The 18387-nt window shown below is 69.5% G+C and carries 18 protein-coding genes; 11 read left to right on the plus strand and 7 right to left on the minus strand.

Annotation, left to right across the window (positions count from 1 at the left end; all coding sequences use genetic code 11):
* Positions 1-9 precede the first annotated feature (9 nt).
* The 3 genes from FJM51_RS12940 to FJM51_RS12950 form a co-directional block, all read right to left on the minus strand.
* The gene (locus FJM51_RS12940) at positions 10-675 is read right to left on the minus strand and encodes an ABC transporter ATP-binding protein (protein WP_140454565.1); all 666 of its coding nucleotides are present in this window, start codon (positions 673-675) and stop codon (positions 10-12) included.
* 3 nt (positions 676-678) lie between these two features.
* Positions 679-1128: a hypothetical protein gene (locus tag FJM51_RS12945; protein ID WP_140454566.1), complete on the minus strand. Its 450-nt coding sequence runs from the start codon at positions 1126-1128 to the stop codon at positions 679-681.
* 70 nt (positions 1129-1198) lie between these two features.
* Positions 1199-2941, minus strand: coding sequence for an alkaline phosphatase (locus FJM51_RS12950; protein WP_140454567.1), 1743 nt, complete (start codon positions 2939-2941; stop codon positions 1199-1201).
* Between the two features lie 160 nt (positions 2942-3101).
* Between FJM51_RS12950 and FJM51_RS12955 the strand changes: the two genes are divergently transcribed.
* Entirely contained in the window at positions 3102-4154 is a 1053-nt protein-coding gene (locus tag FJM51_RS12955) for an NAD(P)-dependent alcohol dehydrogenase (RefSeq protein ID WP_140454568.1), read from the plus strand.
* Positions 4155-4225: 71 nt separating this feature from the next.
* Positions 4226-4486, plus strand: a complete 261-nt coding sequence (locus FJM51_RS12960) for a ribbon-helix-helix domain-containing protein (protein ID WP_210240279.1) — start codon at positions 4226-4228, stop codon at positions 4484-4486.
* Positions 4487-4503: 17 nt separating this feature from the next.
* On the opposite strand, the gene FJM51_RS12965 is transcribed toward FJM51_RS12960, so the two are convergent.
* Together FJM51_RS12965 and FJM51_RS12970 are read right to left on the minus strand one after the other, a co-directional pair.
* Complete coding sequence (locus FJM51_RS12965; protein WP_140454570.1) at positions 4504-4701, minus strand: hypothetical protein; 198 nt, start codon at positions 4699-4701, stop codon at positions 4504-4506.
* Positions 4702-4713: 12 nt separating this feature from the next.
* On the minus strand, positions 4714-5793 hold the full coding sequence (locus FJM51_RS12970) for a WD40 repeat domain-containing protein (RefSeq protein WP_140454571.1): 1080 nt from the start codon (positions 5791-5793) through the stop codon (positions 4714-4716).
* Between the two features lie 92 nt (positions 5794-5885).
* Between FJM51_RS12970 and FJM51_RS12975 the strand changes: the two genes are divergently transcribed.
* Positions 5886-6137: a hypothetical protein gene (locus FJM51_RS12975; protein WP_140454572.1), complete on the plus strand. Its 252-nt coding sequence runs from the start codon at positions 5886-5888 to the stop codon at positions 6135-6137.
* An 87-nt stretch (positions 6138-6224) separates the two neighbouring features.
* Here the strand turns inward: FJM51_RS12975 and FJM51_RS12980 are convergent, their stop codons facing one another.
* Positions 6225-6659: a hypothetical protein gene (locus FJM51_RS12980; protein ID WP_210240280.1), complete on the minus strand. Its 435-nt coding sequence runs from the start codon at positions 6657-6659 to the stop codon at positions 6225-6227.
* 501 nt (positions 6660-7160) lie between these two features.
* Between FJM51_RS12980 and FJM51_RS12985 the strand changes: the two genes are divergently transcribed.
* The 8 genes from FJM51_RS12985 (at position 7161) to FJM51_RS13020 (ending at position 16214) form a co-directional block, all read left to right on the plus strand.
* Entirely contained in the window at positions 7161-8831 is a 1671-nt protein-coding gene (locus FJM51_RS12985; protein WP_140454574.1) for an aromatic/alkene/methane monooxygenase hydroxylase/oxygenase subunit alpha, read from the plus strand.
* A gap of 130 nt (positions 8832-8961) precedes the next feature.
* On the plus strand, positions 8962-10038 hold the full coding sequence (locus FJM51_RS12990) for an NADH:ubiquinone reductase (Na(+)-transporting) subunit F (protein WP_140454575.1): 1077 nt from the start codon (positions 8962-8964) through the stop codon (positions 10036-10038).
* 30 nt (positions 10039-10068) lie between these two features.
* Positions 10069-11124 (plus strand): aromatic/alkene monooxygenase hydroxylase subunit beta, encoded by a 1056-nt coding sequence (locus tag FJM51_RS12995; RefSeq protein ID WP_140454576.1) that lies wholly within the window; start codon positions 10069-10071, stop codon positions 11122-11124.
* An 11-nt stretch (positions 11125-11135) separates the two neighbouring features.
* The gene (locus tag FJM51_RS13000; RefSeq protein WP_140454577.1) at positions 11136-11513 is read left to right on the plus strand and encodes an MmoB/DmpM family protein; all 378 of its coding nucleotides are present in this window, start codon (positions 11136-11138) and stop codon (positions 11511-11513) included.
* A 94-nt stretch (positions 11514-11607) separates the two neighbouring features.
* Entirely contained in the window at positions 11608-12681 is a 1074-nt protein-coding gene (locus FJM51_RS13005) for an NAD(P)-dependent alcohol dehydrogenase (RefSeq protein ID WP_140454578.1), read from the plus strand.
* Between the two features lie 33 nt (positions 12682-12714).
* Positions 12715-13737 carry an amidohydrolase family protein gene (locus FJM51_RS13010; protein ID WP_140454579.1) on the plus strand — a complete coding sequence of 341 codons (1023 nt, stop codon included), beginning with the start codon at positions 12715-12717 and terminating at the stop codon, positions 13735-13737.
* A 5-nt stretch (positions 13738-13742) separates the two neighbouring features.
* A complete protein-coding gene (locus tag FJM51_RS13015; RefSeq protein ID WP_140454661.1) occupies positions 13743-14519 on the plus strand; it encodes an iron-sulfur cluster assembly protein in 777 nt (258 codons plus the stop codon).
* A gap of 66 nt (positions 14520-14585) precedes the next feature.
* Positions 14586-16214 carry a molecular chaperone GroEL gene (locus tag FJM51_RS13020; RefSeq protein WP_140454580.1) on the plus strand — a complete coding sequence of 543 codons (1629 nt, stop codon included), beginning with the start codon at positions 14586-14588 and terminating at the stop codon, positions 16212-16214.
* An 87-nt stretch (positions 16215-16301) separates the two neighbouring features.
* Here the strand turns inward: FJM51_RS13020 and FJM51_RS13025 are convergent, their stop codons facing one another.
* On the minus strand, positions 16302-18356 hold the full coding sequence (locus tag FJM51_RS13025) for a sigma-54-dependent Fis family transcriptional regulator (protein WP_210240281.1): 2055 nt from the start codon (positions 18354-18356) through the stop codon (positions 16302-16304).
* Positions 18357-18387: the final 31 nt, after the last annotated feature.

Raw genomic sequence — 18387 nt, forward strand, 5'->3', positions numbered from 1 at the left:
GGTCTCCTCTCAGGCGGCGAGCCGGCCCGCGGTCAGATGCGCCACCCGGCCGATCCGCTCGATGAGTTCGGGATCGTGGGTGGCGACGACGAGCGTGGCGCCGGTCTCGCGGGCGAGATCGGTCAGGAGCGCGCCGACCGCCGCGCCCGCCTCGGCGTCGAGACTCGCGGTCGGCTCGTCCGCGACGAGGATCGCCGGCCGGCCGAGGAGCGCGCGCGCGACCGCGACGCGCTGCGACTGGCCGCGCGAGAGCGTCTCGACCGGCTGGTCCGGCCGGGGCACGCCGGTCCGCCGCAGGAGCCCCAGCGCCTCCTCCCGCGCGCCCTTCTCCGCGCCGCGCCAGCGCAGGCGCCGGGGCAGGAGCACGTTCTCGAGCGCCGAGAGGCCGGGAAAGAGGTGGAAATCCTGCATCACCAGCCCGACGTTCGCCGCGCGCCAGCGGTCGCGCGCGCCTTCGCCGAGCGTCGCGAGATCGATGCCGTCCCAGGTTACGTGCCCCTCCGGCACGCGCGCGAGGCCGGTCAGCATGTTGAGGAAGGTGGTCTTGCCCGAGCCGGAAGGCCCGCGCAGCGCGATCCGCGCGCCCGCGTCGAGGTCGAAGGCGGGTACGTCGAGCGCGGGCTGGTCGAGGCCGGGGAACCGCGCGACGAGGTTCCGGATCGCGAGGCGCGCCATGGCTCAGACCCGGTCGAACCGCGCGCCGACGATGCGCACCTGGCTGACGAAGCCTGTCTCGGGATCGGTCCAGGAGCCGACCTCGAGCGTGCCCGTCACCTCGATGAGCGCATTGGCCTGTTCGAAGGTCTGTGCGCGGTCGAGATAGACGACGACGATATCCGCCGGCCAGTCGGCGTCCGAGGAGCAGAACGGGCAGAGCGCCATCGGCCGTTTCGTCAGCACGAAGAACTTCGCCTCGGCCTTGAGCGGCGGCGCCATGAAGCCCTTCATCCGGACGGTCTGGCCTTTCAGCGCCCTGAGCTTGTCGGAGAAGGAAAGGCCGAGCACGCCGACCTTGCCGTAAAGCTCGTCGAAGGCGAGCGTGCCCGAGCCTTCGCCCGCCCGCGCGGCCGCCGCGACGGCGAGGCAGACGGTGGCGAGAAGGACGGCGCGGCGGCTCTGGCGGATCATCGGGCGGCTCCGGAAAATGCTCTCCCCGGGGAGGCGGGCTCCCCGGGGTTTCGGTTCAGGCGGTCAGGCCTCAGTTGCCGGGCTTGGCCGGGGCGAGCGCCATAAGCTCGGCGATCACCCGGTAGACGTCGCTCTGCTCCATGTAGCCGTGGAACTTCTCGGCGCCCGCGCCCGAGGCCTGCAGCACGACGTCGTCGACGGCGTGCACGGCGGTATCGGCCGATTTCGGCAGGTTGCCCTCGCGCAGCACCGCGCCGGGGACGTCCTTGTACTCCGCATTCGCGACATAGTCGCCGTTCTCGTCCTTGACCGCCGGTTCGAACGGATCGTCGAGCTTCGGCCCCCACGTCTCGTAATAGTCCGGGAAATTGTTCGAGAACATCGCGATCCGGGGCGCGACGTTCAGGTCGTCCGGATAGCCGTCGCCATTCTCGTCCCTGTAGCCGAGAAAGCCCGCGTCGGCGTAGACGCCCACGCTCTCGCGGCCCTCGCCCCGGGCAGGGTCGATCGTGCCGATCAGCGAATTGCCGTGGGTATGGTCGCCCGTGACGACGAGCAGCGTGTCGGGATGCGCCGCGACGAAGTCCCGGGCGACGCCGACGGCCTGATCGAACTCGATCGTGTCGATCATCGCGCGCTCCCAGTCCATCGGGTGCTTCATCTTGTCGACCGTGGCGGCCTCGATCATCACGAAGAACCCGTCCGGATCCTTCGCCAGCTGGTCGATCGCGACGCGGGTCATCTCGACGAGGCCGGGCTGGTTCGGGAAGTCCTGCACCGTGCCCTTGCCCAGGAACTTGCGGTCGAGCGCCGTGTCCATGTTGCCGGTGTGGAACAGGCCGAGGATCCTGCCCGAGTTCGAGCCCCCGGCGGCCTTCAGCCCCTCCGCGTCGGTCGCGAGCGCGTAGCCCGCGTCCTGGAACTTCTCGACGAGGTTCTCGTCGTCCTTGCGCTTCGAGCCCGGCGTCGACCGGGGCAGGAAATAGGCCGAGCCGCCGCCGAGGATCACCTCGGGCTGATGCGCGAGGAGCATGTCGGCGATCTCGGGCTTGTCGGCGCGCTTGCGGGTATGGGCGATGAGCGCCGCGGGCGTCGCATCCTCGATCTCGGCGGTCGAGACGATGCCGACCGACTTGCCGCCGGTGCGCCGGAGCGCCTCGGAGATGAGCTCGACCTTCGGATCGTCGAGCGTGTCCTCGGTCCGGTCGGCATAGACGCCGAGCGCGTTCACCGCCGTCTTGTGGCCGGTCATGTAGGCCGAGGCGGTATTGGCGCTGTCGGTCGCGATCGAGCCGGTCGAGGAGGTGCCGATGAAGGCGGCGTAGTCGAGATCGTCCATGTTGAGCCGGCCGTCGGCCTTGCCGCCGGTCATGCCCTTCGACATCAGACGCGCGGTGGTGCGGTCGGCGACGCTGAGCCCGTCGGCGATCATGAAGATCACGTTCTTCACGACCGGCGTCCCGGGCGTGCCGTAGACATCCCAGGTCACCGACTTCGTCTCGTCGCCGGCCTTCGCCTCGACGGTGTAGCTGCCGGGGGTCGCGATGCTCACGCCGTCGATCCGGACGGCGGAGGCGTCGACGCCCTCCTCCCTCTCGATGAAGGTCGCGTCCTTGCCGAGCAGGCCGGCGGCCGGCTCGCCGTTGATCGTCACGGAGACGTCGCCCGGCTTCACCACGCCGTCGAACTCGACCTTCATGTCGAAGGGCGAGCCGGCGAGAATGGTCGCGCGGTCGAGCGGCATGATCTCGGCGGCATGGGCCGCGGGGACGAGGCAGGTGCTGGCGGCCAGCAGGAACAGGGTTCGGCGCATGGGATTTCCAGGATCCGTTGGGGTCGCGCCCCGGTTACCGCCGCCGGATGACAGAACGGCGACGCTTCCGCGACACTCCTGTGTCGGATGGCCGCGAAAACCTGGCACGGTTGTTGCTTTTCAGGAGGTGAACACAACCAGTCCCCGGGAGGAGACGCGCATGAAAGCCCAGGTACTCGAACGCTACGACGAGGCACTGACCGCCAACGAATGGGTGACGCTCCAGGACGTGCCGGACCCGAAGATCCGCAAGTCGACCGACGTGATCGTCAGGATCGGCGGCGCCGGCGTCTGCCGCACCGACCTGCACATCATCGAGGGCGTCTGGAAGCCGCACATGGACCCGAACGGGAACCAGCTCCTGCCGCTCATCATGGGCCACGAGAACGCGGGCTGGGTCGAGGAGGTCGGCAAGGAGGTCGAGGGGCTCAGGGTCGGCGACCCGGTGATCGTGCATCCGAAGATCTCCGGCGGCACCTGCCTCGCCTGCCGCCGGGGCTTCGACATGCACGCGCCCGGCACCTTCCCGGGGCTCGATTCCAACGGCGGCTACGCCGAATATCTCGCGACCTCGGAGCGCAACATCGTGGCGCTCCCGAAGTCGCTGGCGCCGAAGGAGGTCGCGCCCTACGCCGACGCGGGGCTGACCGCCTATCGCGCGGTCAAGAAGGCGACGCGCCACCTGCTGCCGGGTGAAAGCGTCGTCGTGATCGGCGCGGGCGGGCTCGGCCATATCGCGATCCAGTGCCTCAAGGCGATGTGCGCGGCCGATGTGATCGTCGTCGACAAGTCCGACGCCTCGCTGGAACTCGCGCGGAAGAAGGGCGCGGACAAGCTCGTGAAGGCCGATGGCAACGAGGTCGAGGCGGTGCTGGCCGAGACCGGCGGCGCGGGCGCGGAGGCGGTGATCGACTTCGTGGGCGAGAAGGGCATGACCGCGAAGGGCCTCGCGATGACCCGGCCGATGGGGAGCTACTACGTCGTCGGCTATGGCGAGAACATCGTCGTGCCGACCGTCGACATGGTGATCACCGAGAAGAACATCATCGGCAATCTCGTCGGCACCTGGGCCGAGCTCGTCGAGCTGATGGCGCTGGCCGACCGCGGGCTCTGCGACCTGACGACGGTCGAGTATTCGCTCGCCGACGCCAACCGCGCGCTGCACGATCTGAACGCCGGCCAGATCCACGGCCGCGCGGTCCTGATCCCCTGAGACGGGGGGCGGGGGCGGCCGGGCCGGCCGTCCCCGGGCCGGGCGTGGTGGAAGCGGAGCGGATGCGCGGCATGGTCGCGAAAGCCGGACCCGGGCCGTTCCGCCGGGTCAGCCGGTCGCTCCGGATCGGGGGGCATGCGACGAGCCTGCAGCTCGAGGCGGCGTTCTGGGACGTGCTCGACGCGATGGCGGAACGGGAGGGGCTGACGACGCCGAAGCTGCTCGCGGCGCTGCACGCGGAGACGGCGGAGCATCAGGGCGACGTCGCGAATTTCGCCTCGGCGCTCCGGACGATCTGCCTGCTCTACCATCGGGGCGCCGCGCCGGAATGACGGCGCGGCGCCTCGCTTCAGTGCGGCTTCGGCTGGCCGATCCGGCCCTCGGCGATCCAGCGCGCGGCGAGAACCAGCGCGCCCATCGCGAAATCGCGGCCATGGGCGGTCACCATCTCCTGCGAGATCTCGCCGAGCCGGGTGAAGAACAGGTCCTTGCTCTGTTCCTCGGGGGTGAGCGTGGCGGCCGGGGCCTCGGTCTCGGGGGTGGTCATGGAAGGATCTCCTTACTTGAACATGCGGGCGGGAAAGGTGGCGATCGCGGCGACGCCGGCGGCGTCGCCGATCGCGAGATGCCGGCCGTCGGGCGAGAAGGCGAGCGCGGTGACCGCCGCGCCCTCGTGGCGGAGCAGAAGCTCGTCGCGGGCGCCGATCTGGGCGATCACGACCTGGCCATTGGCGAAACCCGCCGCGAGGAGCGGCCGGGACGGATGCGCCGCCAGCGCCTCGACGGCGACGAGGCCGGGCTGTCCCGTCAGGAGCGGCCGGTCGGTCGCGGGCAGCGCCTCGGCGTCCCAGGCGGCGACGCGGAAGGCGCCCGGGGCGGCGAAGGCGTGGCCGGGCGCGCTCCAGACGAGGTCGCGCGCCGGGGCCGGGAAGCCGCCGAGGCGGATCGGGGCCGCGGGGGCGGCCGGGTCGACGAGCGCGATCCCCTCCGCGCCGAGCGCCGCGCCGAGCCAGGCGCCGTCGCCGCGCCAGCGCAGCCGGAGCGCGCCGGCGAGGGGCACGGCCGGGGAGGCGTCGTCGCGCCCGAGAAGGCGCACCGCGCCCGCGTCGGCGGCGGCGAGCCCGCCGCCCGCGTGGAGCGCGAGCGCCACCGTCCCGGGCAGGTCCCGGCGCCGCGCGCCGTCGCGGTTCAGCAGCGTGACGCCGCCCGCGTCGGCGGCGGCGACCGCGCCGCCCGCCTGGTCGAGCGCGACGACCGGCCCTTCGAGCGTCAGCACCGTCGTGGCGGCGCCGTCGGGGCCGAGCTCGAGTACGCGGCCCGCCGCGTCGCCGACGAGAAACCCGCTCCCGCGCGCGGCGATCGGCGGCGCGCCATCGGCGAGGCCGGTGACGGGGACGAGCGCCGGCGGCTCCTTCGTCCGGGGCCGGATCGTGGTCTGGCCGAGGTCGCCGGTCACGCGGATCCGGCTCTCCGGCGGTTCGGGGTCGGCGGCTCCCGCGATCAGCACCGCGCCCGCGGCCGTCGCGAAGGCGGTGGCGCCGCCATCGGTCGCGAAGCGGATCGCGGTGATCGGGGCCTCGGTCCGCCAGCGGCGGGCGAGCAGGTCGTGGAGCGTGAGCGGGCGGTCAGGCTGGTTCATGGGGCGTTCCTTCCCGCGCGGCGGGCATGCCCCCCGCGACGTGTCTTTTTCCGGTGCCAAGCAAGGACCGGGCCAATGAAGGAGAGGATGCGATGTTCGAGAACGCGGGCCGGGTGATCTTCACCACGCTCCACGAGGTGGCGCTGGCGAAGCTGGGCGCGGGGCACGCCTGCGTGAGCGCGCTCGCGCGCGCCGCGGCCGAGCCGGAGGCCGCCGCGGTCGCCGAGGCGGAGACCGCGCTCCGCGCGCTGCCCGAGGCGGAGCGGACGGCGATCATGGGCGCGGCCCATGCGCGGCTGCGAAGCGACCCCGCCGCCTGGCTCGCCCTCTGGCCCGCCCCGTAGGGCGGACATCTGTCCGCCTTCGCGCCCGGGATGGCGGACCGTTCCGCGATGGCGGGATGAGCCCGGGATGGCGGACAGATGTCCGCCCTACGGCGCCCGGTAGCCTTCGAGCTGGTCGGGCAGGGCATCCGCCTGCGCGCGGAACTGGCGCTCGGCGGTCTCGATATGGCCGCGCAGGTCGTCCCAGATGTCGACGCTCAGCACGGAGGTCGTGTCGCCGAGCAGCCGCTCGATCTCGCCGAGGCGCAGCTGATGTGTCATCGCGACGCCCGAGAGGACGAAGTCGCGCAGGAGCAGCGCGTGCGTCTCGATGAAGCCCCGGATCATCGGATGGCTCTCCGCCGTCACGCCGCGCCCGGCGAGTTCGCGCGCGATGACCTCCTCGAAATGCGCGCGCAGCCGGTGCTGGCTCTCCCCGAGGAAGCGCAGGGTGTAGACGGCGTCGCGCGGCATCAGCCGGGCAAGCTCGGCGGCGACCTCCTCGGGCGCCCGGGGGCGGCTGGGATCCTGCGACTCGGCCACGGTCATCCTCCCGCTGGACTGACGATCACATAGGCCGCGCATTACTCCCCGTCTACTTCGCAGCTGCGAATAATCACTTCGCGTAAGCGAAATGTCATCGGCGCGACAAGTGTAAATTACAGGTGTAACGCCTCGTTACACCCTTCGGCCCGCGCCGCCGCGCCCGGGGCCGGGAAGCGGCGCGCGGCCCGTCGCGGCGGGTATGGAAAAGGCTGGCACGCAACTTGCATCGCAGCTGGCAGAAGAAGCCCACCGGGTGCTCGCCCGGTGCCACAAGAACGAAGGGGAGGCCGCCGGCCCGAGGATCGCGAGAGACCGCCGAGGCGTGGTCCGGATCCGAATGCCCGCCACCGACACCTTTGCCGGATCCACCGAACGGCCGGTCCCCGGGGTCATCCGATCCGAGGCCCGCCGTTCGACAGAAGAACTGGCGGCGCATGGCGCCGCGACCGGCCCGGGCGATGGGGCCCGAGGGCGCAACAGGGTGGAGGCTTTCAGACGATGACGTCCTTGACGCTCAACAAGATCACCGCGCAGCGGGGCATTCCCGTCGGCGAGGCGACGAAACGGATTTCCGACCTCGGGTGGCAACCCACCTATGTGCAGGAAGCGAATACCTTCCCGACCGACTACAAGATCTCCAGGGCGCCGCGCGACCCGATGAAGCAGGTGCTGCGCTCCTACTTCCCGATGCAGGAGGAGAAGGACAACCGCGTCTACGGCGCGCTCGACGCCGCGCTCCGGGGCGACATGTTCCGCAACGTGGAGCCGCGCTGGGTCGAGTGGATGAAGCTCTTCCTCGCGATCATCCCCTTCCCGGAAATCTCGGCTGCGCGCTCGATGGCGATGGTCGCCCGCCTCGCGCCGGGCGAGGATCTGCGGACCGGGTTCACGATGCAGATGGTGGACGAGTTCCGCCATTCGACCATCCAGATGAACCTCAAGAAATGGTACATGGAGAACTACATCGACCCGGCCGGGTTCGACATCACCGAGGAAGCCTTCGGCAAGTGCTACGCCACCACGATCGGCCGACAGTTCGGCGAGGGTTTCATCACCGGCGACACGATGACCGCCGCCTGCATGTACCTCACCGTGGTCGCGGAGACCGCCTTCACCAACACGCTCTTCGTCGCCATGCCGTCGGAGGCCGCCCGTAACGGCGACTACGCGCTCCCGACGGTGTTCCTCTCGGTGCAGTCCGACGAGAGCCGGCACATCGGCAACGGCCATTCGATGCTGATGGCGGCGCTGAAGGAGCCGGAGAACCACCTGCTGCTCGAGCGCGACCTGCGCTACGCCTTCTGGCAGAACCACGCGATCGTCGACGCCGCGATCGGCACCTTCATCGAATACGGCACCACCAACCGCGACAAGAACAAGGAATCCTACGCGGAGATGTGGCACCGCTGGATCTTCGAGGACTACTACCGCACCTACATGCTGCCGCTCGAGAAATACGGCGTGAAGGTGCACCACGACGACGTGCACGAGGCCTGGAACCGGATCACCAAGAAGCACTACGTCCACAAGGTCGCGCAGTTCTTCGCGGTCGGCTGGCCGGTGAACTTCTGGCGGATCGAGGCGCAGCGCGACGCCGACTTCGAATGGTTCGAGTCGAAGTATCCGGGCTGGTACGCCGAGTTCGGCGATTTCTGGAAATGGTACGACAAGCTCTCGAAGAAGGGCCAGAAGGTCATCACCTTCGCGGGCGAGGAGACGGGCTACGTCTATCCGCACCGCTGCTGGTCCTGCCTCGTGCCCTGCCTGATCCGCGAGGACATGGTGGTGGACGAGATCGACGGCCAGCTTCACACCTTCGCGCATGAACTCGACCGCTGGACGGCGGTGGAAGCCTTCGCCGAGGAATACCAGGGCCGGCCGACGCCCGCCATGGGCCGCTTCTCCGGCAAGCGCGAGTGGGAGACGCTCTACCACGGCTGGGATCTGGCCGACGCGATCAGGGACCTGAACTTCGTCCGCTCCGACGGCAGGACGCTGGTCCCGCAGCCGCATCTGCGCTTCGACGACAAGGAGATGTGGACGCTCGACGACGTGAAGGGCAACACGCTGCTCTCCCCGCTCACGCTGCTGCGCGAGATGACCCCCGAGGCGCGGGAGGCGCATATCGCGGAGTACAAGGCGGGCTTCACGATCAAGCCCTGCCACTGAGCCAGGCGGGTGGGCGGATCGCCCACCCTACCCGCAACCCGCGGGGTGGGTGATTGACCCGCCCCCGTCAGCCAACCCTCCCCGCGCCCCGGGGAGGGACCGGGGAAGAAGTGGAAGCGAGGCAAACGGAATGACCCATACGGTCCGCCTGGAACCGGTCGGCGTCGAATTCGAGGTCGAGGACGGTGAAACGGTCCTGAACGCCGCCTTCCGGCAAGGCATCGCCCTGCCGCATGGCTGCAAGGAGGGACAGTGCTCGGCCTGCAAATGCGTGTTGAACGAGGGCGAGGTCGATCTGCTCAAGTACTCGACCTTCGCGCTCAACGACATGGAGCGCGAGAGCGGGCACATCCTGCTCTGCCGGGCGATCGCCTATTCGGACATGGAGGTGGAGCTCCTCAACTACGACGAGGAGGTCCTGTCGAAATCCATCGCGGTGAAGACCTTCGAGGGTCGCATCACCGAGATCGGAAAGCTGACCCATGACATCCGGGGCATCGCCATCGCGCTCAACGCGCCGATCAAGTTCTGGGCCGGGCAATATGTCGACATCACCGTCACCACCGAGGAAGGGCAGACGATTACGCGCTCGTTTTCCATGGCAAATACGCCGGAGCAAGCCGAAACCCTGCGCTTCATCATCAAGAAGTACCCCGAAGGAAGATTCTCCTCCGAGCTCGACTCGGGAGGGATCCGCGTCGGCGCCGAGGTCTCCGTCACCGGACCCTACGGCACCTGCTTCCGCCGCGAGGACCGCGAAGGACCCATGATCCTCGTCGGGGCGGGCTCCGGCCTCTCGCCGATCTGGTCGATCCTGCACGACCATGTGGCGAGCGGCGAGGACCGCGAGGTCTTCTTCTTCTACGGCGCCCGGACGCGCGACGACCTGTTCTACCTCGACCGGATCGCCGCGCTGACGGAGGCCAACCCCTCGGTCCATTTCATCCCCGTGCTCAGCCACGCGGAGGAGGATGCCGGGTGGGAGGGGGCGCGGGGCTTCGTCCACGAGCGGGTCGCCGACAAGCTCAGGGAACTCGACATCGACGGCGCGGGCGACGTCTACGCCTGCGGGCCGCCGCCGATGATCGACGCGCTCGAACCCGTGCTCTTCATGGCGGGCTTCGAGAGCGAACGCATCCACTTCGACCGTTTCACCACTTCGTCGAGCGCGACCCCGGGCCAGCTCGAGCCGGCCCGGTCCCACTGAACGAAACACGAGATCAAGGAGCGAAACGTCATGCCAGCCATTTCCAGCTCGGTTGGATCGGGCGCCGCGGGCGCTGCCATCTTCGCGGACAGCGACAGCCGCAAGTACCGCTACTTCCAGCCGCGCGGCCAGCGCGCGACCCATTACGAGGACGTGACCGTCGACGTCCAGCCGGATCCGGAACGCTACCTGATCCAGAACTGGATCATCGAATTCGCCGACGGCAACGGCGCCTACATGAAGGACTACACCCGCGCGCTGTCGTCGAACTGGCACGCCTTCCGCGCCCCGGACCAGGAGTGGGAGCGCACCCATTACCAGCGCCAGTCCCGCATCGAGACCATGGTGCAGTCGGTCATCGCCAACGCGCGCAAGTCCGGCGCGCCGCGCGCCTTCGACCGCGTGTGGCAGAAGGTCCTGATGAACCATCTCGGCGCGTGGAAACACGCCGAATTCGGCCTCGGCACCTCGCTCATGCAGGCGCAGCGCTACGGCTACACCCAGATGATCAACAACGCGACGCTGACCAACAGCTCCTACAAGCTCAGGCTCGCGCAGGACATCACCCTCTATCTCGCCGAGATCGGCATGGAGATCGAGGGCTGGGACGACGGCGCCGGCAAGGAGCACTGGCTCAACGATCCGATCTGGCAGGGCACCCGCGAGGCGATCGAGACGATCATGGGGACCTCCGACTATCTGGAGCAGTACTTCGCGATCAACCTCGTCTTCGAGCCGCTGGTGGGCGAGCTCTTCCGCTCCGGCTTCCTGATGCGGGTGGCCGCGGCCAACAACGACTTCGTGACGCCGCCCGTGATCTCCGCCGCCGAGGCCGATTACGAGCGCAACCTCGCGAATGCGATCGACCTCATGTACCTGCTCGTGAACGACGAGAAGCATGCCGAGCACAACCGCTCGCTCTTCAAGGCCTGGCTCACGATCCACCGCCCGCTCGCGGAGAAGGCGGCCCGCGGGCTCCAGCCGATCTGGTCGGAGCCGCATTCCAAACCCGTCTCGTTCGAGGACGTGCGGGCGCAGTCCGAGGAGCGCATCACGCAGATCCTCGGCGAACTCGGCCTCAACTAAGGGAGACGGACATGTCGACAGAGACGGCCAAGCGGGACTCCGCCAAGCACGACACGATCTTCAAGTCGATGAAGGACATCACCTTCGAGCAGACGATCTCCGACCAGTGCGGGGTCACCATGAACGACTCGGTCGAGGCGCGCGCCATCGCCGAGTTCATGGGCTCGAAGGAGGGCGTGATCGTCACCTACCAGCCGGCGATGATCCGGATCGACGGCCATGACAAGCTGATCTTCAAGATGGACGAGATCAGCGACTATCTCGGCCGCGAGATGACGGCGGAGATCTTCGAGGTGAACACCTCGACCCACTACGGCCGCATGGTCCGGGTCGACGACAACACCGTCATCCTCTTCGGCAACATGGACGAGGTGATGGAATACATCTGACCTCGGTCAAGGACGGGCGGCGGGAAGGGCGCAGTCTCTCCCCGCCGTCGAGGGAACGCGCCAGCGATTCCCGCGGCCAGAATCGGAGGGAAGAATGGCCAGGATGAAAGCCGCCGTTTTCGTCGAGAAGAACCGGATCGTGCTCGAGGACAAGCCGATCCCGGACGTGGGGCCGATGGACGCGCTGATCCGCGTCACCACGACGACGATCTGCGGCACCGACGTGCATATCCTGAAGGGCGAGTATCCGGTCGAGAAGGGCCTGACCATCGGCCACGAACCTGTGGGCGTGATCGAGAAGCTCGGCTCCGCGGTGACCGGGTTCAGCGAGGGCCAGCGGGTGATCGCCGGCGCCATCACCCCCTCGGGCTGGTCGAACGCCTGCCTCTGCGGCTTCTGCAGCCAGGACGGCGCGGGCACGAGACACGGCTGGAAGCCGATCGGCGGCTGGAAGTTCGGCAACACGATCGACGGCTGCCAGGCGGAATACGTGCTGGTCCCGGACGCGATGGCGAATCTCGCCCCCGTCCCCGACGGGCTGACCGACGAGCAGGTGCTGATGTGCCCCGACATCATGTCGACGGGCTTCGCGGGCGCGGAGAACGGCGGAATCCGGATCGGCGACACGGTGGCGGTCTTCGCGCAAGGGCCGATCGGGCTCTGCGCCACGGCGGGGGCGAAGCTCCTCGGCGCGACGCGGATCATCACGGTGGACGCGGTCGCCGCGCGGATGGAGGTCTCGCGCAGGCTCGGCGCCGACGAGGTGGTGAACTTCCGGGAGGTGAACCCGGTCGAGGCGATCATGGACCTGACCGACGGCCGCGGCGTCGATGTCTCGATCGAGGCGCTCGGCACCCAGGCCACCTTCGAGGCGGCGCTCCGGATCCTGCGCCCGGGCGGCACGCTGTCGAGCCTCGGCGTCTATTCGACGGACCTCAGGATCCCGCTCGACGCCTTCTCGGCCGGGCTCGGCGACAACGCGATCAAGACCGCGCTCTGCCCGGGCGGCAAGGAGCGGATGCGGCGGATGATGGAGGTGATCTCCTCGGGCCGCGTCGACCTGAAGCCGCTCGTCACCCACCACTACAAGCTCGATGACATCGAGGCGGCCTACGACCTCTTCTCGCACCAGCGCGACGGGGTGCTGAAGGTCGCGATCACGACATAACGGACAAGCCAACCCGGGACTGGGAGGAAAGCCATGTACATCACTCCGGAAGGCAAGGAAATCTTCGTCGTCGACGGGCACATCCACTTCTGGGATGGCAGCCCGGAGAACCAGCGCAACATCCACGGCAAGCAGTTCATCGAATGCTTCTACGCCTATCACAACGCCCTCTCGCCCGCGGAGCAGCGCTGGGAGAAGTCGCATTTCGAGAAGTATTCCGCCGATGACGTCTACCGCGATCTCTTCATCGACGGCCCCGACGACATGGCGATCATCCAGACCACGGTGCTGGGCGATTTCTACAAGACCGGGTTCGGCTGCATCAAGCGCAGCCACGAGATGGCCGCCCGCGCGAAGGACCGGTTCATCATCAACGGCTCCTACGACCCGCGCGATGGCGAGCAGGCGCTCGAATACATCCACTTCATGAAGGAGACCTACGACATCAAGGGCGTGAAGCTCTACACCGCCGAATGGAAGGGCGAGAGCAAGGGCTGGAAGCTCAACGACCCCTGGGCGTACAAGTGCTTCGAACTGCTCGACAAGCTCGGGATCCGGAACGTCCACATCCACAAGGGGCCGACGATCATCCCGCTCAACAAGGACGCCTTCGACGTCCACGACGTCGACTACTGCGCCACCGACTTCCAGAACCTCAACTTCATCGTCGAGCATTGCGGCCAGCCGAGGCTCGACGATTTCTGCTGGATCGCGGTGCAGGAGACGAACGTCTACGGCGGGCTCGCCGTGGTGCTGCCCTTCATCCACTCGCGGCCGCGCTATTTCGGCGAGATGATCGCGGAACTGCTGTTCTGGGTCGGGCCGGACAAGCTGCTCTTCTCCTCCGACTACGCGATCTGGACGCCGAAATGGCTGGTCGAGAAGTTCTGGGCCTACCAGATCCCCGAGGACATCGCCGCCGAGCGGGGCGTGCAGCTGACCGACGAGATCAAGGAGAAGATCCTCGGGCTGAACGCCGCGAAGCTCTACGACATCGATATCGAGGACCGGAAGGCGAAGCTGCGCGCCGATCCGGTCAGGATCGCGGCGGAGTGAACCCGATGCATGGCATGTGCGCGGAACGCGAGGCCGAGGTCTGGCAGGCGCTGGACCGGGTCACCGATCCCGAACTCGACGAGGCCGTCACCGAGATGGGCTTCGTCGAGAACGTCGAGATCGAGGGTCCCTCGGTCCTGGTGAGCTTCCGGCTCCCCACCTACTGGTGCTCGCCGAACTTCGCCTTCCTGATGTGCGAGGGCATCGTGCGGGAGGTCGGCCGGCTCCCCTGGGTCGCGCGCGCCCGCGTGCGGCTCGAGGACCACATGCATGCCGAGGAGGTGATGGCCGTCGTCAATGACGGCCGTCCCTTCTCGGAAGCCTTCGCCGGTCTCTGCGACGGCGACGATCTCGACGCGCTCCGCGAGAAATTCGCGGAGAAGGCGTTCCAGCGGCGGCAGGAGGCGGTGCTGCTCCGCCTCCGCGCGCTCGGCCATTCGCCCGAGGCGATCGCCGCGATGACGCTGCGCGAACTCGAATTCACCGAGGTCGAGGAGGACAGGCTCGCGCGCTACCGCGAGGCGCTGACGGGCAGGGGCCTTGCCAAATGGCCCGGCGATCTCGCCTTCCGCGACTGGGCGGGCGTGGCGCTGACGGCCGAGGGGCTGCCCGCGCATCTCGCGACACTGAGGCAGGTCCGTCTCAACATGGAGTTCAACGGCACGCTCTGCCAGGGCCTGCGCGGGGCGCGCTACAAGGAGGCCGTCGAGGTCGACGGCGAGCCGACCCTGGTCGATTTCATCCTCGGCCGGGTTCCGCCCCGGCCGCAGGCGGCCCGGTAATTTCCGGGCCACCCAGATGACTATCCAAGGACATAATCGCCGGTTCGACCGGCGGCGGGAGGGAATATGCCCAAGCTCATGATCCACAATTCCGACGCGCGGCGCGCGCTCGCCCGCGGCGTCTCGCAACTCGCCGCCGCCGTCGAGCCCACGCTCGGGCCGAAGGGCATGAACGCGATGATCGACCGGCCCCTCGGCACGCCGATGGTGACGCGCGACGGCGTCTCGATCGCCTCCGAGATCGAACTCTTCGACCGGTTCGAGAACATGGGCGCCCAGGTGGTGCGCGAGGTCTCGATGCAGACGAACGAGGTCGCGGGCGACGGGACCACCACGGCGATCGTGCTCGCGAACGCGCTGGTGCAGAAGGGCGTCGAGGCGAGCGAGCGGGGGGCCAAGACCGTCGATCTCTGCCGGGGCATCGATCTCGCCGTCGACCGCGTGGTGGAGGCGCTGCGGGCCTCCGCCAAGCCCGCGCGGAACGGCGCGCTCGCCGCCGTCGCGACCATCGCCGCGACCGAGCCGAAACTCGGCGCGCTGGTCGCGGAGGCCTTCGAGCGGGTCGGCGCCGACGGGGTGATCACCACCGATTTCAGCGTGACGACCGACACGCTGCTCGACGTGGTGGAAGGCATGTCCTTCGACCGCGGCTATCTCTCGCATCACATGGTCACCGACCAGGAGCGGATGGAGGCGGTGCTGGAGCGCCCGCTCATCCTGATGACCGACCTCAAGATCAAGGATCCCGCCGCGCTCGACGGCGTGCGCGCCCTCGCCGACGCGGAGGGGCGCCCGCTTCTCGTCATCGCCGAGGAAGTCTCGCCCGAGGTGGTGGTGACGCTGCTCGGCAAGGAGGGAACGGGGCGCTATCTCGTCGTCCACGCGCCGGAATACGGCCACTGGCGCAAGGCGCTGATGGAGGATCTCGCCATCGTCACCGGCGGCCGGGTGATCGCGCGCGACCTCGGCGGCCGGATCGAGGCCGCGACGCGCGAGGATCTCGGCGGCGCCGAGCGGGTGCGCGCGAGCGCCGGCCATACCTCGGTGCTGCGGGGCGAGGGCGCGGCCGCGGCGATCACCGCCCGCCGCGCCCAGGTGCAGCGCCAGCACGACGCCGCCCCGCCCAACATCGAGCAGGACAAGCTCCGCGAGCGGCTGGCGAAGCTCTCCGGCGGCACGGCGGTGCTCTACGCCGGCGGCGTGACGCCGGTGGAGCAGAAGCGCACGATCCAGCTCATCGAGGATTCGCTCTCCGCCGTCCGCGCCGCGGTCGAGGAGGGCGTGGTCGCGGGCGGCGGCGTCGCGCTCGCCCAGATCCGGCCGGTGGTCGACAAGGCCATAGCCGAGGTCTCGGGCGACGTGGCCGAGGGGGCCAAACTGGTGCGCGAGGTGCTGACCCGGCCGCTCTGGCGGATCGTGCGCAACTCGGGCGGCGACGCCGAGGAGGTGGTCGCGAAGGTCTCCGCCGTCAACGGCGGCTTCGGCTACAACGCCGCCCAGGGCGACTACGGCAACATGTACGAGGCCGGGATCATCGACCCGGTCCGCGTCACCTGCGCCGCGCTCCAGAACGCCGCCTCGGTGGCGAAGCTCATCCTCACCACCGAGACGCTGGTGGGCGACCTGCACGAGGACGAGGATCCGACCGCCGGCCCCGCGCTGGGCGGCGGCGCGGAGAAGCTCGGCCGGCCCTGACCGCCGGCCGGGGGGACTTCCCCGCCTGCCGCGATCCTCCGGGATCGCGGCCTTTTGTGAAGGGAAAGGGGCGGACCGAGGTCCGCCCTACTGGAAGGTTCGGCGGATGCCGTGGTGGTCGAGCTTGCGGTAGAGCGTCGGGCGCGAGATGCCGAGCCGCCGCGCCACCCGGGTCAGGTTGCCCTGCTCGGCCTCGAGCGCGTCGCGGAGCGCGGCGAGTTCCGCCTCCGCGAAGCTGCTCGCCGTCGCGTGGGCGGCGCGCTCGGCGGGCCGGACACACGCCGCCTCGCCACCGTCGGGCGCGCCCTCCGGGGCGGCCCCGGGGTTCAGGATCTCGCGCGGCAGTTCGGCGGGCGTCACCCGCGGGGTCCGCGCGAGAAGGTGCAGCCGCTCCACGAGGTTGCGGAGCTCGCGCACATTGCCCGGCCAGCGATAGGCGGCGAGCAGGTCGAGCACTTCCGCCGAGAAGACCAGCGGATCGCGGCCGGAGCGGTCGGCGATCAGCCCGTTGAAATGCTCGAGCAGCAGCATCGCGTCCCGGCCACGCTCGCGCAGCGGCGGCACCCGGACCGAGACCGCGCCGATCCGGTAGTAGAGATCGCGCCGGAAGCGTCCGGCCTCCACCTCGGCGCGCAGGTCGCGGTTCGTGGAGGCGATCAGCCGCACGTCGACCGGCCTCGGCTTGCTGTCGCCGATCCGCTGCACGGCGCGATCCTCGAGCACGCGCAGCAGGAAGGGCTGGATGTCGAGCGGCAGTTCCCCGATCTCGTCGAGGGTCAGCGCGCCGCCGTGGGCGAGTTCGAAGACGCCCGGCTTGCCCTCGCGCGCCGCCCCGGTGAAGGCGCCCGCGACATGGCCGAAGAGCTCGCTTCCGATCAGTTCCCGGGTGATGCCGCCGCAGTTGATCGCGATGTAGCGCCCCGCCGGCCGCGACGCGCCGACGAGACGCGCGAAGAGTTCCTTGCCGACGCCGGTCTCGCCCTCGATCAGCAGCGAACTCACCTCGTCGCCCCGGGCGACGCGGCAGGCGATGTCGATCACCTCGCGCAGCGCCGGGCTCTCGCCCAGGATCGCCGCGGCCGCCTCCTCCACCGGATCCCCGCCCTTCGCCTTGCGCGGCCGCGCCGGCGCGGGCAGCACCAGCGCCGCGCCCCTGAGCGCGCCGTCGAGCCGGAGCGGCGTCAGGTGGCAGCCGCTCATGTCGGGCGGCAGCGCGCGGGTGAGGTCGTCGAGGAAGCCCGCGGCCTTGCCCGTCGCCGGCCCCAGCGTCGGCCCGCCGCGCAGCGGGAAGCGCCCGGAAACCTCGCAGGGAATGTTCGCGCAATGGACCGGCCGCGCCCGGCGGTCGAGGATCATCAGCCCGTCGCCCCGGCGGTAGTTGGGCGCGGAGGCGATGAAGGCCTCGAGCAGGCGCGAGCGTTCCTCGCTCTGCTGCTCGGCCAGCGCCTTCTCGATCTCGCGCGCCGCGGCGGCGACGAGCACGGTATTGTGCGGGCGGAAGATGCCGGGATGGCCGGAGAGATCGACCACGCCGAGCACCCGCCCGTCGAGCGGGTCGCGGATCGGCGCGCCGGCGCAGGTCCAGCCCTTGATCCCGGCGCAGAAATGCTCGGCGGCGTGCACGAAGACCGGCTCGCCCGCGAAGAGCGCGGTGCCGATCCCGTTGGTACCCGCCGCCTCCTCGGTCCATTTGCCGCCGATGCCGAGATGGATGTCCATGCCGGCGTTCAGCGTGCGCTGGTCGCCGATCGCATCGATCAGCACCCCCTCGTGGTCGGCGAGGACCAGCATCGCGCCGGTGCCCTCGAGCAGGCTGCCGATGCTCGCGAAGGAGCGGCGGGCGGCGGCGAGCAGGTCGGCGCTGGCGCGGCCGATCTCCTCGACCGTGTCGGCCTCGGCCATCATCGGCGCCTCGGCCCGGCTCGCGTCGATGCCCCCCTCGGCGCAGCGCGCCCAGGAATCACCGATCAGCGCGCGGACCTGGCAGGAGGTGGCGCAGCCCGCCGCGCCGGAGAGCAGCTGCTCCCAGGCGCCCATCGTCGCCCGCTCGTCGTAATCGGCGATGCGCGACGCGCCCCCGCAGGCCGGGGTCGGGGGGCGCCGGCCTGCCGCGTTGGGGACTGGGTTCGACTTGTGGCTCATGAAACGTGCGTTCGATCTTTCCGGTGCTTCG

The sequence above is a fragment of the Amaricoccus solimangrovi genome (assembly GCF_006385685.1).
GTDB lineage: Bacteria > Pseudomonadota > Alphaproteobacteria > Rhodobacterales > Rhodobacteraceae > Amaricoccus > Amaricoccus solimangrovi.

Bases quoted from the DNA above. Each gene is read 5' to 3' on its own strand.
- FJM51_RS13025 (WP_210240281.1), bottom strand. From the start codon at position 18,356: ATGAGCCACAAGTCGAACCCAGTCCCCAACGCGGCAGGCCGGCGCCCC.
- FJM51_RS13015 (WP_140454661.1), top strand. From the start codon at position 13,743: ATGCATGGCATGTGCGCGGAACGCGAGGCCGAGGTCTGGCAGGCGCTG.
- FJM51_RS12965 (WP_140454570.1), bottom strand. From the start codon at position 4,701: ATGACCACCCCCGAGACCGAGGCCCCGGCCGCCACGCTCACCCCCGAG.
- FJM51_RS12970 (WP_140454571.1), bottom strand. From the start codon at position 5,793: ATGAACCAGCCTGACCGCCCGCTCACGCTCCACGACCTGCTCGCCCGC.
- FJM51_RS13005 (WP_140454578.1), top strand. From the start codon at position 11,608: ATGGCCAGGATGAAAGCCGCCGTTTTCGTCGAGAAGAACCGGATCGTG.
- FJM51_RS12940 (WP_140454565.1), bottom strand. From the start codon at position 675: ATGGCGCGCCTCGCGATCCGGAACCTCGTCGCGCGGTTCCCCGGCCTC.
- FJM51_RS12945 (WP_140454566.1), bottom strand. From the start codon at position 1,128: ATGATCCGCCAGAGCCGCCGCGCCGTCCTTCTCGCCACCGTCTGCCTC.
- FJM51_RS12960 (WP_210240279.1), top strand. From the start codon at position 4,226: ATGGTCGCGAAAGCCGGACCCGGGCCGTTCCGCCGGGTCAGCCGGTCG.
- FJM51_RS12975 (WP_140454572.1), top strand. From the start codon at position 5,886: ATGTTCGAGAACGCGGGCCGGGTGATCTTCACCACGCTCCACGAGGTG.
- FJM51_RS12990 (WP_140454575.1), top strand. From the start codon at position 8,962: ATGACCCATACGGTCCGCCTGGAACCGGTCGGCGTCGAATTCGAGGTC.
- FJM51_RS12985 (WP_140454574.1), top strand. From the start codon at position 7,161: ATGACGTCCTTGACGCTCAACAAGATCACCGCGCAGCGGGGCATTCCC.
- FJM51_RS13020 (WP_140454580.1), top strand. From the start codon at position 14,586: ATGCCCAAGCTCATGATCCACAATTCCGACGCGCGGCGCGCGCTCGCC.
- FJM51_RS13000 (WP_140454577.1), top strand. From the start codon at position 11,136: ATGTCGACAGAGACGGCCAAGCGGGACTCCGCCAAGCACGACACGATC.
- FJM51_RS12995 (WP_140454576.1), top strand. From the start codon at position 10,069: ATGCCAGCCATTTCCAGCTCGGTTGGATCGGGCGCCGCGGGCGCTGCC.
- FJM51_RS12950 (WP_140454567.1), bottom strand. From the start codon at position 2,941: ATGCGCCGAACCCTGTTCCTGCTGGCCGCCAGCACCTGCCTCGTCCCC.
- FJM51_RS13010 (WP_140454579.1), top strand. From the start codon at position 12,715: ATGTACATCACTCCGGAAGGCAAGGAAATCTTCGTCGTCGACGGGCAC.
- FJM51_RS12955 (WP_140454568.1), top strand. From the start codon at position 3,102: ATGAAAGCCCAGGTACTCGAACGCTACGACGAGGCACTGACCGCCAAC.